Origin of the sequence: Blautia schinkii, from assembly GCF_013304825.1 — a bacterium.
Taxonomy (GTDB): domain Bacteria; phylum Bacillota; class Clostridia; order Lachnospirales; family Lachnospiraceae; genus Blautia_A; species Blautia_A schinkii_B.
In genome coordinates this window covers 24806-41052 of sequence record NZ_JAAWUO010000012.1, presented here as the reverse complement: position 1 = coordinate 41052, position 16247 = coordinate 24806, and the positions used below count along the sequence as shown (strand labels likewise).

At 45.7% G+C, this 16247-nt stretch carries 14 protein-coding genes, 1 tRNA gene and 1 riboswitch; all 15 genes read right to left on the bottom strand.

Translation table 11 applies throughout. The features are described from left to right. Positions 1 to 98: 98 nt before the first annotated feature. The gene (locus tag HFM85_RS10320; protein WP_173738106.1) at positions 99 to 905 is read right to left on the bottom strand and encodes a biotin--[acetyl-CoA-carboxylase] ligase; all 807 of its coding nucleotides are present in this window, start codon (positions 903 to 905) and stop codon (positions 99 to 101) included. Further along, positions 905 to 1903, bottom strand: coding sequence for an ornithine carbamoyltransferase (argF, locus tag HFM85_RS10315; protein WP_173738107.1), 999 nt, complete (start codon positions 1901 to 1903; stop codon positions 905 to 907). The genes HFM85_RS10320 and argF overlap by 1 nt, the downstream gene beginning before the upstream one ends. 26 nt (positions 1904 to 1929) lie before the next feature. Continuing rightward, on the bottom strand, positions 1930 to 2871 hold the full coding sequence (locus HFM85_RS10310) for an SPFH domain-containing protein (protein WP_173738108.1): 942 nt from the start codon (positions 2869 to 2871) through the stop codon (positions 1930 to 1932). Positions 2872 to 2875: 4 nt separating this feature from the next. Beyond that, complete coding sequence (locus HFM85_RS10305; RefSeq protein WP_173738109.1) at positions 2876 to 3316, bottom strand: NfeD family protein; 441 nt, start codon at positions 3314 to 3316, stop codon at positions 2876 to 2878. Between the two features lie 28 nt (positions 3317 to 3344). Next, entirely contained in the window at positions 3345 to 4121 is a 777-nt protein-coding gene (locus HFM85_RS10300; protein WP_173738110.1) for a TrmH family RNA methyltransferase, read from the bottom strand. 92 nt (positions 4122 to 4213) lie between these two features. Further along, on the bottom strand, positions 4214 to 4876 hold the full coding sequence (locus HFM85_RS10295) for a potassium channel family protein (RefSeq protein WP_173738111.1): 663 nt from the start codon (positions 4874 to 4876) through the stop codon (positions 4214 to 4216). Between the two features lie 13 nt (positions 4877 to 4889). Next, positions 4890 to 6284 (bottom strand): TrkH family potassium uptake protein, encoded by a 1395-nt coding sequence (locus HFM85_RS10290; RefSeq protein ID WP_243251527.1) that lies wholly within the window; start codon positions 6282 to 6284, stop codon positions 4890 to 4892. A 5-nt stretch (positions 6285 to 6289) separates the two neighbouring features. Further along, positions 6290 to 7279 carry a 6-phosphofructokinase gene (gene pfkA / locus HFM85_RS10285; RefSeq protein WP_173738112.1) on the bottom strand — a complete coding sequence of 330 codons (990 nt, stop codon included), beginning with the start codon at positions 7277 to 7279 and terminating at the stop codon, positions 6290 to 6292. Between the two features lie 68 nt (positions 7280 to 7347). After that, positions 7348 to 10815, bottom strand: a complete 3468-nt coding sequence (locus HFM85_RS10280) for a DNA polymerase III subunit alpha (protein ID WP_173738113.1) — start codon at positions 10813 to 10815, stop codon at positions 7348 to 7350. 104 nt (positions 10816 to 10919) lie between these two features. Further along, positions 10920 to 11762: a CvfB family protein gene (locus tag HFM85_RS10275; RefSeq protein WP_173738114.1), complete on the bottom strand. Its 843-nt coding sequence runs from the start codon at positions 11760 to 11762 to the stop codon at positions 10920 to 10922. Positions 11763 to 11919: 157 nt separating this feature from the next. After that, positions 11920 to 13506 carry a Na+/H+ antiporter NhaC family protein gene (locus HFM85_RS10270; protein ID WP_408609590.1) on the bottom strand — a complete coding sequence of 529 codons (1587 nt, stop codon included), beginning with the start codon at positions 13504 to 13506 and terminating at the stop codon, positions 11920 to 11922. Between the two features lie 130 nt (positions 13507 to 13636). Beyond that, positions 13637 to 13807: riboswitch (Lysine riboswitch) on the bottom strand. Positions 13808 to 13904: 97 nt separating this feature from the next. After that, complete coding sequence (locus HFM85_RS10265; protein WP_173738116.1) at positions 13905 to 14147, bottom strand: helix-turn-helix domain-containing protein; 243 nt, start codon at positions 14145 to 14147, stop codon at positions 13905 to 13907. 199 nt (positions 14148 to 14346) lie between these two features. Beyond that, positions 14347 to 15048, bottom strand: a complete 702-nt coding sequence (gene araD, locus HFM85_RS10260) for an L-ribulose-5-phosphate 4-epimerase (protein WP_274602644.1) — start codon at positions 15046 to 15048, stop codon at positions 14347 to 14349. A 119-nt stretch (positions 15049 to 15167) separates the two neighbouring features. Then, complete coding sequence (locus HFM85_RS10255; protein WP_173738139.1) at positions 15168 to 15875, bottom strand: acyl-[acyl-carrier-protein] thioesterase; 708 nt, start codon at positions 15873 to 15875, stop codon at positions 15168 to 15170. A 242-nt stretch (positions 15876 to 16117) separates the two neighbouring features. Next, a tRNA-Gln gene (locus HFM85_RS10250) sits at positions 16118 to 16189 on the bottom strand. Between the last annotated feature and the right edge of the window lie 58 nt (positions 16190 to 16247).

Genomic DNA, 16247 nt, shown 5'->3' with positions numbered 1-16247 from the left:
ACACAGCTGTCTGCAGTTTCTGATGAAGCTGTAACTGACAGCAATTTCAATATCACTCTGCACAGTCCTGCATCTCTCATCTGCATTATAATCCGGTTTTATACATAGCTGTACAAGCCGCGCACAGAAACTTCTCCGGAATTTACTTCCTCAATGCTTCCATCTGCACGTTCCACAAGAAGCTCGCCACCTGCGTTGATTCCCCGTGCAATTCCCTCATATGGATCATTCTGATTCAGTACACGTACCGGCTGGTTCAGGTTTGCCAGCAGCTTTTCATAATCTGTCTTCATCCCTGACAGATCTTCTGTCTGTACAAATCTCTCGTAATTTTCTTCGAAATGCTTCATCACAAGCCCGACTACTTCAGCCCTGTCAAAAACATGTCCGCTTTCCAGATACAGCGAAGTAGCTTTGTCAGCCATCTCCTCCGGAAAGCTGTCCATATTTACATTGATCCCGACACCAATGACAGCACAGCCGATCTTGTCCTGCTTCATGGTCATCTCTGTTAAGATACCGCAGATCTTTTTGCGGGAAACAACTACGTCATTGGGCCATTTAATTCCCACATCAAGCCCGAGATCTGCCACTGCCTGCGCAACGGAAAGTCCCATAACAAGGGTCAGCATCGGAGCTTTCATCGGGGAAAATTCCGGACAGATGAGAATGCTCATGGTTATTGCACTGTCCGGCGGTGCACTCCAGCGTCTTGTGAAACGTCCGCGTCCTGCCGACTGATATTCAGCTACAAAAAGTTCGCCGTGTTTTGCGCCTTCTTCTTTCCAGACACGTTTTCCCCAGAGATTGGTGGAATCAATTTCTCTTGCAAAATGGACGGTTTTGCCCGCCCATTTTGTATGTGTTGCCTGTGAAATTATTTCTTCATTAAATAAGTCTGACATTATTTCTCCGGCTCTCCCAATGTTGCAACGATCACAGCTTTGATCGTGTGCATACGATTCTCAGCTTCGTCAAATACCTTAGACTGCTGAGACTCGAATACCTCATCTGTAACTTCCATATCTGTGAGGTTGAAACGCTCGCCCATCTCTTTGCCGATCTTTGTCTTAAGGTCATGGAATGCCGGCAGACAGTGAAGGAAGATTGCTTTCTCGCCTGCGTTCTCCATTACATGTCTGGTAACTTTGTACGGTGTCAGGTCATGGATACGCTCTGTCCATACTTCGTCAGGCTCGCCCATGGATACCCATACATCTGTGTAAACAATATCTGCATCTTTTGTTCCGGCCTCAACATCTTCTGTAAGAGTGATAGTAGAACCTGCTTCTTTTGCCCACTGCTGGCACTGAGCTACAAGCTCGTCATTCGGGAAGTATTTTTTGTTGGTACATGCCACGAAATCAAGACCAAGTTTGGAGCATACGATCATCAGGGAATTACCCATGTTGTAGCGGGCATCACCCATGTATACAAGTTTCAGACCTTTCAGTTTGCCGAAATGCTCACGTACTGTCAGCATATCTGCAAGCATCTGTGTCGGATGATACTCATTTGTCAGACCATTCCATACCGGAACACCTGCATGTTTTGCAAGTTCCTCAACGATATCCTGGCCGAATCCGCGGTACTCGATTCCCTCGTACATTCTTCCAAGAACTCTTGCTGTGTCAGCGATGCTCTCTTTTTTTCCGATCTGGGAACCTGTCGGATCAAGGTAAGTGGAACCCATTCCAAGATCATGAGCAGCCACCTCGAAAGAACAGCGTGTTCTCGTACTTGTTTTTTCAAAAATCAGGGCAATGTTCCTGCCTCTGTAATACTCATGAAGCTCTCCGGCCTTTTTCTTGGCTTTAAGATTTTCTGCAAGATCTATCATGTAAAGGATCTCTTCCGGTGTAAAGTCTTTCAGTGTCAGGAAATTTCTCCCTTTAAGATTCATAATATATCCTCCTCACGGCTGCAGATTTATTTCTGCTCTGCCGGTTTATCTGTCATAATTTCCTTCAGGGATGTTGCCAACCCTGCGATGCCCTGTATCTCGGACGGAATGATGATCTTCGTTGCTTTGCCGTCGGCAACTTTTGTAAGTGCCTCCAGGCTTTTCAGTGTAAGAACAGACTCATCTGCACCTGCTTCTTTTATCATGCGGAGTCCCTCTGCAGTTGCCTGCTGTACTTTGAGAACTGCCTGTGCCTGACCTTCTGCTTCTTTTATCATACGCTCTTTCTGTGCTTCAGCATGAAGGATAGCCGCCTGTTTCTCAGCCTCCGCGTCAAGGATCGCAGACTGTTTCTTTCCTTCTGCCACAAGGATAGTAGAACGCTTCTCACCTTCTGCTTTCAAGATAGCCTCTCGTCTCTCACGCTCAGCTTTCATCTGTTTCTCCATGGCATCCTGGATCGCTGCCGGAGGAATGATGTTCTTAAGCTCAACACGGTTGACCTTGATTCCCCATGGATCTGTAGCTTCATCAAGGGAAGCTCTCATTCTGGTATTGATTACCTCACGGGATGTCAGTGTCTCATCCAGCTCCATATCACCGATGATGTTACGAAGTGTGGTAGCGGAAAGATTCTCGATGGCCATGATCGGATTCTCAACGCCATATGCATAAAGCTTCGGATCTGTAATCTGGAAAAATACTACAGTGTCAATCTGCATGGTTACATTATCTTTTGTGATCACCGGCTGCGGTGGGAAATCCACAACCTGCTCTTTCAGGTTCACTCTTCTTGCAACACGCTCAATAAACGGAACCTTGAAATGGATACCTGTTCCCCATGTAGCCTTGTAAGCACCCAGTCTTTCCAGTACCACTGCGTAGGCCTGCGGTACGATACGGATGCAGGATGCCAGTATCCACAGAACAAGAACAATGACTACAAGCAAAACAATAATTCCACCCATAATTTTAGCCCTCCTTGCTAAGTTCTTTTACGATCAGCTTCACGCCGCGGATCTCTTCGATCTCGACAACTGCACCTGCCGGGATCTGAACTGAATCATCAGTCGCACGGGCAGTCCATTCGATATCATTGATCCGTACCTGCCCGGTCTGGGCCAGGTTGTTGATCTGCTGTATGACTACAGCTCTTTTTCCCAGAAGGCTCTCTGCATTGGTCTTCTCCACGCCCTTGTTCATGTAGCGGACCGCCAGAGGTCTGGTAAAGATCAGAAGCACCACGGAAACTCCGAAAAATAAAAGGAGCTGTACAACGATCCCAAGCCCAAGCCACGACGCAACGCACGCAATAAGAGCACCGCCTGCAAACCAGACAGTGGTAAGTCCTACTGTGATCGCCTCAATTACCAGTAAAATTGCCAGTATTCCAAGCCAGACTAAAGGTGTCATAAAACCCCTCCTCTCTTTTTTGAAAAAATTATTCTCTTCTCTGTCTTGCAGCTTCATACATCAGGATTCCTGATGCCATGGCAGCATTCAGGGATTCTACCTTGCCGCACATCGGAATCCGGATGAGACAGTCTGCTGCTTCTGCCGCCTGGTCTGTCAGACCTTTTCCCTCGTTTCCGATAAAAAACGCTGTGCCGCCTTTATAGGATTCCTGATCGTAGGAATTCTCACCTTTCAAATGAGCTGCAAAACTGCGGATTCCATTTTCTTTCAGCTTCTTTTCTAATGATACCACATCTTTCACATATAGAAAAGGCATTCTGTAAATGGATCCCATAGTGGAACGAATCACTTTTGGATTGGTGATATCCACGCATGTTTTTGTGAGAAAAACCCCGCTGACTCCTGCGCCTTCACCGGTTCGAAGAATGGTTCCTGCATTTCCCGGATCCTGCAGATCTTCGAGAACCATCACAAGTGGATTTTCGCCTGCAAGTACATCGTCCTCGCTCCAGGCCGGAAGCTTCAGAACTGTCAGAATTCCCTGTGGTGTCTTGGTGTCACACATCTGACGGAATACTGAATCCTTTACGATCTCGTACGGATATTTCTCCACCTGTGCCATCAGCTCCCCATCCTGGGAAAAGCTCTCTGAGACAAACACCTGTGAAACCCATTCTTCCGGTGCTTCCAGAAACATCTTTCTGCCTTCTGCCACAAAAAGTCCCTGCTCTCTTCTGGCTTTCGCTTTCTGGTTCAGCTGCATGACATTTTTTATTTTTGCATTTGATACGCTGGTTATCATGTTTTTATTTCTCCATTTCTGCTTATCCGTTTTTCCTGCATAAATGCCGATTCCGGGCAAAGCAGATTTTCACATTTCATTTTGCTGCCTGCTTACGAACGCAGTCCCTCAGAGCTTGCGTTCAGATCTTTATTCTTTCCAATGGCGATTACGGAACAATGCTCCGGAAGCGGTTCGGAAGGTTTCAGATCCACAGTAACATTCTCACCCTGCTTGACACCGATGATATTGATATGAAAACACTCCCTGACATTAAGCTCTACGAGGCTTTTTCCGATCCAGGATTCCGGAATGGCAAACTCTGCTATGCTGAATTCCGAGGAAAGTTCAAACACATCCAGATATCCGCCGGACATAAGATTTCTGGCTACACGCAGCCCCATTGACTGTTCCGGATAGATGATCTTATCTGCACCGATTTTGTCAAGAATGCGTCCATGAAGGGAATTCATGCTCTTCGCTACTACAAAAGGAACTCCCAGATCCTTGGCCTGCATGGTCGCGGAAATGCTGGCCTCCAGATTTTCCGCAACTGCAATGATCGCCACATCCACGTTCTGAACACCCAGTGCCTTGAGGATCCCCGGCTCACGTACATCCGCTTTCACCGCGTAGGTTACTTTTTCGGAAATTTCTTCAATATTTTCTTCTTTGTCGTCAATGGCAAGAACGTCACAGTCTGACTCAGCAAGTGTCACTGCAAGAGTCATTCCGAACTGTCCCAGACCTATCACAGCAAATGATTTATTCTTCATTCTTTTCTCCTGTTTAACCGATCATAATATCCTCTTCACCCAGATGAGTGGTACTTCCCGGCATGTTGCGTACTTTTGCCACAACTGCTGTTCCCAGAGTCAGCGGCCCAATACGTCCCAGATACATAGTGAGGATCACGATCCATTTACCTGTCACATTTAACTGCGGTGTCAGTCCTCTGGAAAGTCCTACTGTTGCCACTGCGGAAGTGATTTCATACAAAATATCTGCCAGATCTGCTTCCGGCATTGCTGCTGATAAAAGAACCGACATAGTAAAAAGTATCAGCAAACTGGTTCCGGCAACAACCATTGCTGAACGGAGATAGCTCTCGCGAATCCTCCGACCGTAAACTTCTACATCTTTTTTTCCCTGAAGGTACGCTACAATGGAAAGGATCAGAACCGCGATAGTCGTTGTCTTCACACCACCGGCTGTTCCCATAGGAGAACCACCGGTAAACATCCAAAGCAGAGAGATGATCACTGTCGATGTGGACAGCTGTGACTGATCTATCGTATAAAATCCAGCTGTACGTGTTGTCACTGACTGGAAAAAAGATGCCATGATCTTTGTTCCAAGTGGCTTGTCTGCCAGTGTAAGCGGATTTCCGGATTCAAAGATAAATACAAGCAGTGCGCCTGCAAATACCAGTATCCCAGTCATGGTAAGGACCAGTTTGCTCTGAAGACGCAACACCCGAAAAAATCTCCCCGGGGAAAGTTCTTTCTTTATGATCTTACGAAATTTATCCCAGAGATCCCACCATACAATAAATCCAAGTCCTGAAACAATGATCAGTCCGATCGTCGTAAGATTCACCAGTGGACTGCTCACATAAGCAGCAAGACTTGTTTCCCCGAAAAGGTCGATTCCTGCATTGCAGAATGCAGATATTGCCAGAAACACAGCATGAGTCATACCTTTTTTCCATCCGAATTCCGGCACAAAGCAGATTGCATACAGAACCGCACCGACTCCTTCTGCCAGGAATACACATTTTACTACACTCCGCATGACCGGAACCACGCCGCCCATCTGATCCAGGTTATAGGATTCTTTGATGATCCGACGGTTTTTGAGGGAAATTTTCCTGCGAAAGCTGATAAAGATCATATTTGCAAGAGCGATCAGGCCAATGCCTCCGATCTGTATCAAGCACAGTATGACGATTTTTCCGATGTTACTCCACCGTGTCGCCATAACAACTGTGGAAAGTCCTGTCACACATACACTGGTTGCCGCCGTAAAAACAGCATCCGGGAAGGTAACAGCCTGCCCGGGTGCACTGCAGAACGGCAGCCACAAAATAAGTCCACCTACAAAAATCACCCCCGCAAAGCCGAGGGCAATTATTTGTGACGTATTCAGTTTATGCAATCCGTCTGAAACTTTTTTTAAGTTCATAAATATTATTTTCTGTAATTATGAGAAAGTGAATTGCAGACCTCCCACATGTAGGAGTCTACATTCTTCTGCATTGCAAGAGCCTCATTGATGTCAAAATCAACAAACTCACCATGACGGTATCCAACTACACGGCTGCGTTTTCCGGCAACAAGAAGATCTACTGCAAGAGCACCCATCATAGACGCATATACACGGTCCTTACATGTCGGGTTTCCACCACGCTGCATATGTCCGAGGATAGTAGCACGTGTCTCGATACCTGTTGCAGCCTCGATACGTTTCGCCATGGCTTCGGAATGTCCGATACCCTCAGCATTTACGATAATGTGGTGTTTCTTGCCTTTCTTACGGCTCTCAACGATATTGTCAATAAGCTTCTGCTCGTCATAATCATATTTCTCCGGGATCAAAACGTCCTCAGCACCGTTGGCGATACCGCACCATACAGCAAGGTATCCGGCGTTACGTCCCATAACCTCAATGATACTGCATCTCTCATGGGATGTAGATGTATCACGTACCTTATCAATAGCTTCCATAGCTGTGTTTACAGCTGTATCGAAACCGATCGTATACTCAGTACATGCGATATCAAGGTCAATAGTTCCCGGCAGTCCAATGGTATTGATTCCAAGGTTCGCAAGTTTCTGAGCACCTGCGAAGGAACCGTCTCCACCGATAACAACAAGGCCGTCGATTCCATGTTTTCTGCAGATTTCTGCAGCCTGCTGCTGTCCTTCCTCTGTTCTCATCTCTGCACATCTGGCAGTGTAAAGAATTGTTCCGCCTCGTTCAATCGTATCGGAAACATCTTTTGCTGTCATGTCCCTGATCTCTTCATTTAAGAGACCGCTGTATCCTTTATAGATTCCCTTTACGTTCAGTCCGCTGCTTAATCCTCTTCTGACAACAGCACGGATTGCAGCATTCATTCCAGGTGCGTCACCGCCACTGGTCAAAACGCCGATCGTTTTGATTTTGTTCTCTGCCATATTGTTATCCTCCATCTTATGAAACAACCTATTGTGATACACATATTCGGATATAGTTTATAGCATTTTTATAAGTTTTTCAATACTCTCTCCACAATTTTAACATTGGAACTTCCATATTTTTCACACATTTTATCGAGCCAGGAATCCTCGATATGAACCTGATATGCAGGAGGAAGTTTCTTCATGGCCTTGACATCCTTCAGATAGATGACTACTGTGCTGTTTCCTTTTGATTCCATCAGATCATCCACCAGGTCGGTTTCTGCTTTTGCGTAATCTTCCCTGCTGTCAAACTGGATCCACAATTCACGCGGCATATCATCAAAAGAGCGGACTTTTTCCAGAATAAGCTTGCTGGCTTTGTCGTCCTCGGCAGATACTCTTCCCTGAATAAAAAGCTTCGCCTCTTCATTGATAAACATCTGACATTTTTCGTAGTCACGCGGGAAAACTACGATCTCCACAGTTCCTACCAGATCTTCTAGTGTAAGAAATGCCATTACCTTATTATTCTTTGTATATTTTATCGTTTTATCCGTGATCATTCCGCCGACAATAACCTTCTGGTTATCATAAACCTCCGGAATTCCTGTCTCATCATCCGGCTGGAAATCTGAGGTTTTTGCGGAAATCATTTTTTCCATCATGCTGCGATACTGTTCCAGAGGATGTCCGCTCAGGTAAATCCCAAGAACATCCTTTTCGAAGGCGAGAATCACATCGTTCGTATACTCAGCGATTTGCGGCATACGGATCTCGAATTCTTTCTTATCTTCTTCTGATACAATATCAAAAAGACTCATCTGCCCTGCCATTGAATGTTTCTTATCCTGGTTAATACTGTCGATGATTTGCGGATAAACGAACATCTTCTGCTTCCGGTTTCCTTCCATACAATCCAGTGCTCCAGCCTTGATCAGATTTTCCACAACTCTTTTGTTGATCTGATTAATATTACGCTCCACAAAAGTCTTCAGGGAAGTATATTCTCCATGTTCTTCCCTTTCTCTCACGATTCCTTCAATAACCGGACGGCCAATACTCTTAATGGCAGAAAGTGCATAGCGGATAGCTCCTTTATCAACAGAAAATCCATACATACCACGGTTAATATCCGGTGGCAGGATCTGGATTCCCATCTGGCGGCACACAGAAATATACTCTGCAACCTTGTTCGGCATTTCCACAACGGATGTCATCAGCGCAGCCATGAATTCCACAGGATAATAATATTTCAGATACGCAGTCTGATAAGAAACCACTGCATAAGCTGCAGCATGAGACTTGTTAAACGCATACTTTGCAAAATCCGTCATCTCGTCGTAAATCTTGTTTGCGATTTCCTCTGAAATTCCGTTTGCAATACATCCCGGAACCCCTTCTTCTTCATTACCGTAAACAAAATTCTGACGCTCTTTTGCCATGACAGAAGCTTTTTTCTTGGACATGGCACGGCGCACAAGGTCACTTCGTCCAAGCGTATATCCGGCAAGCTCTCGAACGATCTGCATAACCTGCTCCTGATACACAATACATCCATAAGTCGGCTTCAGGATCGGCTCCATCTGCGGACAATCGTAACGGATGGTATCCGGGCGGTTCTTTCCTCGGATATACTGAGGAATAAAATCCATAGGCCCCGGACGGTACAGCGAAATTCCTGCGATCACATCCTCAAGACTCTGGGGTTTCAGCTCCTTCATGAAGTTTTTCATACCCGCACTCTCAAGCTGGAACACACCGTCAGAACGTCCGGTTCCAAGGGAATCCAGTACTTTTTTGTCGTTATAATCGATCTTCTGCATATCCAGAAGAGTACCCGTGTCTTTTTCCACCATTTTTACTGCATTCTGGATAACTGTCAGTGTCCGGAGACCCAGAAAATCCATTTTCAGAAGACCAAGCTCTTCCAAAGTTGTCATGGTAAACTGAGTGACAATGGAACCGTCCTGTGCCCTGGAAAGCGGCACATATTCAGAAACATCCTTCTGGCTGATCACAACACCCGCCGCATGCATGGAAGTATGCCTTGGAAGACCCTCCAGCCGCTTTGCAAGATCGATCAAACGATGGATATCTTCCTGTTCCTCATAAGCTTTACGAAATTCCGGATTCATCCCCAGCGCCTTATCTATCGTGATATTAAGCTCCTGCGGGATCATCTTTGCAATGGTATCCACCTGTGCATAAGGCATATCCAGAACACGGCCGACATCGCGGATAACACCTCTCGCTGCCAGCGTACCAAAAGTAACGATCTGAACCACGCAGTCATCGCCGTATTTCCGTCTTACATAATCGATAACCTCCTGTCTTCGTTCGAAGCAGAAGTCAACATCAATATCAGGCATGGATACTCGTTCCGGATTCAGAAAACGCTCAAACAGCAGGTCATAACGGATAGGATCCAGCTGAGTAATCCCAAGTGTGTAGGCAACCAGGCTTCCTGCGGCAGAGCCTCGGCCAGGGCCAACCATAATGTCATTATCCCGGGCATATTTAATGAAATCCCACACAATGAGAAAATAATCCACATATCCCATATTTTTAATGGTAGTGAGCTCATAATCCAGACGCTTCTTCAGTTCCTCTGTTACCGGATGGTACCGTTGTTCCAGTCCCTCATGGCAAAGCTTGTTCAGATATTCCCAGGAAGTAAGCCCGTCCGGCACATCATATTTCGGCAGCTTGGTCACACCGAATTCGATCTCCACATGACATCTCTCGGCTATCTTATGGGTATTTTCCAGAGCTTCCAGAGCATATGGAAAAAGTCTTGCCATCTCTTCCGGAGATTTCACGTAATACTGACCGCCCTCATAGCGCATTCTGTTCTCATCTGTAAGTTTCTTCTGTGTCTGCAGGCAAAGAAGCACGTCATGGGGCTCCGCATCCTCAGCCATGGTGTAATGCACATCATTGGTAGCAACCAGATCAATGCCTGTCTCTCTGTGCATGCGGAGAAGCTGCTGGTTTACAGTCTGCTGCTCCGGAATTCCATGATCCTGCAGCTCCAGAAAAAAATTCCCTTTTCCAAAAATATCCTGATAACGCAGGGCTGCGACCTTCGCATCCTCGTACATACCCCGTGCAAGGTAACGGGCTACTTCTCCGGCCAGGCAGGCACTTAATGCAATGATTCCCTCGTGATATTTTTCCAGAAGCTCAAGATCTACACGAGGCTTATAATAAAAACCTTCCACAAATGCCCTGGATACGATCTTCATCAGGTTACTGTAGCCCTGGTTGTTCTCAGCCAGAAGCACAAGATGGTAATAACGGTCATCTCCGCTTCCTACCTCCCTGTCAAAACGTGATCCGGGAGCCACATAAACCTCGCAGCCCAGGATCGGATTGATTCCGGCTTCTCTGGCAGCCCTGTAAAAATCGATCACACCATACATAACGCCGTGGTCTGTGATCGCCGCGCTGTCCATTCCCAGTTCCTTCACCCTGGCCACGTATTCTTTAATTTTGTTGGAGCCATCCAGAAGACTGTATTCTGTATGGACATGCAAATGTGTAAACTCCAAATTTTCTCTCCTTATTGTGAAAAAAAGCTCCGCATCCTACCCGCCCTGCACTTTATCTCGGAACGTGCCGGAGCGTGTCTGATCCGGAGCCGGTCAACACCTTGTTATTTTTTAATATAGATCCTCTTGTCGCGGATCTCTACCTTGCCTTCTTTCATCAGATGGCCAACTGCGCGCTTGAACGCATTCTTGCTCAGGCCAAACTCTCTCTTGATAACTTCCGGTGAAGCATGGTCATCAAAAGGAAGCACGCCTGCAAATTCCTCGATCACACTGAGTACGCTCTCTGCATCCTCGTTGATCTGGATGTAAGCCTTCTGGCGGTCGCTGACATTCATCTTACCATCTTCCTTCACTTCAGTAACACGAAGATCAAGAACTGTTCCCGGTCTGTATTTACCGGTTGCCTCTCTTGCAGGAATCAGTGCGGAATATTTATCATCTATCGCAACAAAAACGCCAAAGTTTCCACTGATTTCATAGACACGGCCCTTCACCATATCTCCAGGTCCATATGGAGTTCTTGTAGAAAGATAATGGTACACTTTCATAGTAGCACAAAGTCTGCTGCTCTTATCAACATAAAGAGCCACCAGACACTCCTCACCCTCGCGAACCCTGTTGGTCTGCTCATGGTACGGAAGAAGAAGATCCTTCTCCAGTCCCCAGTCGAGGAATGCTCCGATTCTTGTGACCTGTTTCACCTTGAGAACAGCTGTCTGTCCAACCTGAAGCATCGGCTCTCTTGTTGTGGCGATCAGTCTGTCCTGGGAATCTTTATAAATAAAAACTTCCAGCTCATCACCCGCCTTGGTTCCCTCCGGCACCTGTTTGGACGGAAGAAGCACTCTCTCATTCTGAGGAGCATTTCTGTCTTCTCCAAGATATATTCCGAAATCTACGGTTTTTACAACCAGCAGTTTCTGTTTTTTTCCTAATTCTATCATTCTCTCTCCTGTTCTTTTTAATTCTATATATGATTATTTGTTACTTGCTGTCTGTCCTGCATTATAACATAAGAGAAATATTATAGAAAGCACAAAAAAGGCAGCTCCGGAAATTTCTTTCCGTTACTGCCTTATATCCGTAAAATTATTATATCTGTTACTCTGTCGGTTTCTCGATCGGCATAGGATTCATCATCTTAATAACAAAAAGCACAACAAGCATCAGCACGATTCCCACCGGAAGTGCGATCCATGCAGTTTTTACAAAACCGGCTACAATATAAGTCACAAAAGATACTGCTGCAGCCACGATCGCATATGGAAGCTGTGTGGAAACATGTGTCACATGATCACACTGCGCTCCGGCGGAAGCCATGATCGTTGTATCGGAAATCGGTGAGCAGTGATCTCCGCAAACTGCACCTGCCATGCAGGCTGACATGGAAATGATCATCATCTCAGGACTGGATTTCTCAAATACTGCAACAACGATCGGGATCAGGATTCCGAATGTTCCCCAGGAAGTACCTGTTGCAAAAGCAAGTCCGCATCCAACCAGGAAGATGATCGCCGGAAGGATAACCTCGATACCACCGGCAACAGAACGCATAGACTCTTCTACGAATACTGCTGCGCCAAGTGAATCTGTCATAGCTTTCAATGTCCATGCAAAAGTCAGGATCATGATAGCCGGTACCATGGCTTTGAAACCATCCGGGATACAGGCCATACAGTCTCTGAAATTGATCACACGGCGAACCATGTAGAAAATGATCGCAAACACAAGTCCAAAAGCACTTCCCATTGCAAGACCTGTGGAAGCATCACTCTGTGAAAATGCAGTGACAAAATCTGTTCCGCTGAAAAATCCTCCTGTATAGATCATGCTGATGACACAGCAGATAACAAGCACAACGATCGGAACCACAAGATCGATCACTTTTCCGCGGGGATTTGGTGCTTCATCATCTGTTGCATTCTCATAAGGTCTTGCAGATGTTGTATAAAGATCTCCGTTCAGAGCGTTGATCTCATGTGTTTTCATAGCACCGAATTCTGTTTTCATCAGTACCATGCCCACCATCATTACAATAGTAAGAATCGCATAAAAGTTATACGGGATCGTTCTTACAAAAATCGCAAGTCCGTCCTGTCCTTCTACGAATCCACTGACTGCTGCAGCCCAGGATGAGATCGGTGCGATAATACATACCGGAGCAGCTGTTGCATCGATCAGGTATGCGAATTTCGCTCTGGATACGTGATGTCTGTCTGTTACAGGACGCATAACGCTTCCTACTGTCAGGCAGTTGAAATAGTCATCAATAAAGATCAGGATACCAAGAATAATCGCTGCCAGCTCGGCACCTACACGTGTATGGATCTTCTGGCTGGCCCATCTTCCGAATGCGGCGGAGCCGCCGGCCTTGTTCATCATACACACCACTGATCCCAGGATTACCAAAAAGATCAGGATACCTACATTGTAGCTGTCAGAAAGAACCTTGATGATTCCTCCCTCAAAAATTTGTGTTACAGTTCCTTCGAATTTAAATCCGGAATAAAGCAATGCTCCTACTACAATTCCCACAAACAGAGAGCTGTATACCTCTTTTGTGATCAGCGCAAGGATGATCGCTACCAGAGGTGGAAGCAGTGCCCAGATCGTTGCATACAGAGCAGGCTGATAAGTCTCCTCCGCATCCGCTGCCAGCACAGTCAGGGGACTTGCCAGCGCGCCCATGAATACCATTGCCATGAGAGACAATGCTGTTCCTGCTTTTTTACTCATTTTTCTCCTCCCTTTTTCGGGGACAAAAAAACGGAGGCTGTCTCTTCTTAGAACACCTCCTGTTAAATAATCCTTATTTAACTTATTAGATAGCGCTCCACACCCGTGACAGTACGCCGCATATTCTGCGTCGTCCCAGCACCCTGACCTCTGGCTGTTCAGAGCACTTCGGCGGATTTTCCTTTCTTCATGGACAGCCTGCCAGGGCTTCATGTCCGTAAGTACTGATAAAATCCGCGCCTCTATCTTCTTATCCGTGGCTGTTCTTTCCGCAAAAAGCAACAGCCGTCTTTTTTCTTTATACTGTAGCAGTTTCCGACATAAATAGCAAGCGTTAATTATTTCTCAAGTTAATTCTCATTTAAAAGCCACTTTACATCCACTCCCAGAACCTTCGCAAACACCCGCAGTTCATAATCTGCCACAAAACGCTCTCCGCTTTCGATCCGGCTGATGCTGTCACGCTCCAGCAAAACTCCCTCTACCTGCATCTTAGCCGCCAGCGCAGACTGGGACATTCTTTTCATATGTCTCACCTGGCGTATTTTTTCGCCGGATACGTTTTTCTTCCCATGATAAGCGTAAATCTTCATACCGATACCTTTTCCAAAATGTGTTAATAACGCGCATTATTCTTGACATTAGCACATATTTCAACATTTTCGGTGTTAAAGGTCAGCAAATACAGTTTTTTCGGCATTTTTCGACAAAATTCGCTAGAATTAGAGACAGACAGTAAAAAATGCCGCTGTTTTATCCGCGGCATTCCTGAAAATTTTATTATTTTGTCGGTCAATCCTCGTTATTGATCTGCCCGTAGTAAGCATTTGCACCATGTTTTCTGTAATAGTGCTTGTCCTGAAGTTCCTGCGGTGCAGGCTTCACATCTGGATTGATCAGCTCACAGCGGGATGCCATCTTGGCAACTTCCTCGAGAACAACAGCATTGTGGACAGCCTCATGAGCATCTTTTCCCCAGGTGAAAGGTCCGTGGTTCTTGCAGAGAACTGCCGGTACTGCCTCGTAATCTCTGTTTTTGAAATAATCTGCAATAAGAACACCTGTATTCTTCTCGTAAGCTTCTTCGATCTCACGCTTGGTCAGATTACGCACACATGGAACTTCACCGTAGATATAATCTGCATGGGTAGTTCCGTAGCACGGAATCGATCTTCCTGCCTGCGCCCAGCTTGTAGCCCATGATGAATGAGTATGCACAATACCGCCGATATTCGGGAATGCACGGTAGAGAACTACGTGAGTTGCTGTATCGGAAGACGGGTTATATTTACCCTCAACCTTATTTCCTTCCAGGTCTACAACAACCATATCATCCGGTGTCAGCTTGTCGTACTCAACACCACTTGGTTTAATAACAAAAAGACCTTTCTCTCTGTCAATACCGCTGACATTTCCCCATGTAAAAGTTACAAGCCCGTATTTCGGCAGATCCATATTCGCTTTGTAAACTTCCTCTTTTAATTTTTCCAGCATAGTAACGTTTCCTCCTTTAAGAAGCCAGAAATTCTAAATCTGCTTCGCAATTTACTTTATCGATCAAATAAAAGTATCCTCAAATAATACGTAACAATAACCATACAGCAACGCATATCTTATTCCGTAAATTCTACAACTGCATATGGTTCGTTATCTTCTGCATTCAGGATAACTGCCACTTTCCCATCTGCTGCATACACTTCCGGCACGATCACATTTCCCAGAACAGCCTGTCTCTTATATTCCACCCGAAGCTGGCTGACTCTGAAAGCTTCCGGCAGATAATCAGCTGCCATACGGATATACTGACAGTTGTTTACATGATGATTGGTATCCAGATGATGCTTCTGCACTGCAAAAGCTTCCTGTTTCTCCCGTTCTTTGGGAAGTGCGATCTTCCTCGGTGCGTAATCCATATCGATTTTATCTCCCAGATCATAGGGCTCTGTATCTGCCGGTGTCAGCTTCTCAGGAACTCCTGTTTCTGTATTGATAAAAGACCAGTAGGAATTCGCCCAGGCCAGCTTCTCACCCCCTGCTGTCTCCAGGATAAAATTACGCATTCCGATAAAGCCACGGAACCCATAGGGAATAGTTATTACTTTTATATTTTCACCAAGCTTCGGATATCTCTTCACTACTACCTGCCACGCAGAAAGCACCCAGGCACGTTTCTGTACCTTTAATACTTCCATCCCAAGCCCTGTCTTTTCAGACTCAAATGTACAGCAGTCCTGAAAATAATCCAGAACACCAGGCAGATCCAGGCAGCCATTTTCTCCGATCTCGCTGAACCTTACACGACTTTCAAAACTGTAACTCATATTGTTTTCTTTCATTCCTCCAGTTGCAATGTCCGTAACATAGAGCGGATATTCGCATTCCGCTTTACTGTATACTTATGAAAACAGATAATCATTTTACAATTACCCGTTTTTATTGTACCACTTGACATGGGGAAACGCACTTGTTTTTTCTGCCCGAAGGGCTTTTTTGTATCATGAAACATTGCAAATTAATTTCCCATAGCACAAAAAAGCACCTCTCAATCGAGGTGCTTAAGAAGCAGGGCTACAAGGATTCGAACCTTGAACTGACGGAGTCAGAGTCCGTTGCCTTACCGTTTGGCGATAGCCCTATGTGTTTGTTTTTCGCTTGCCTTATCGCTTGCGACGAATGATATTATATAACAGGTT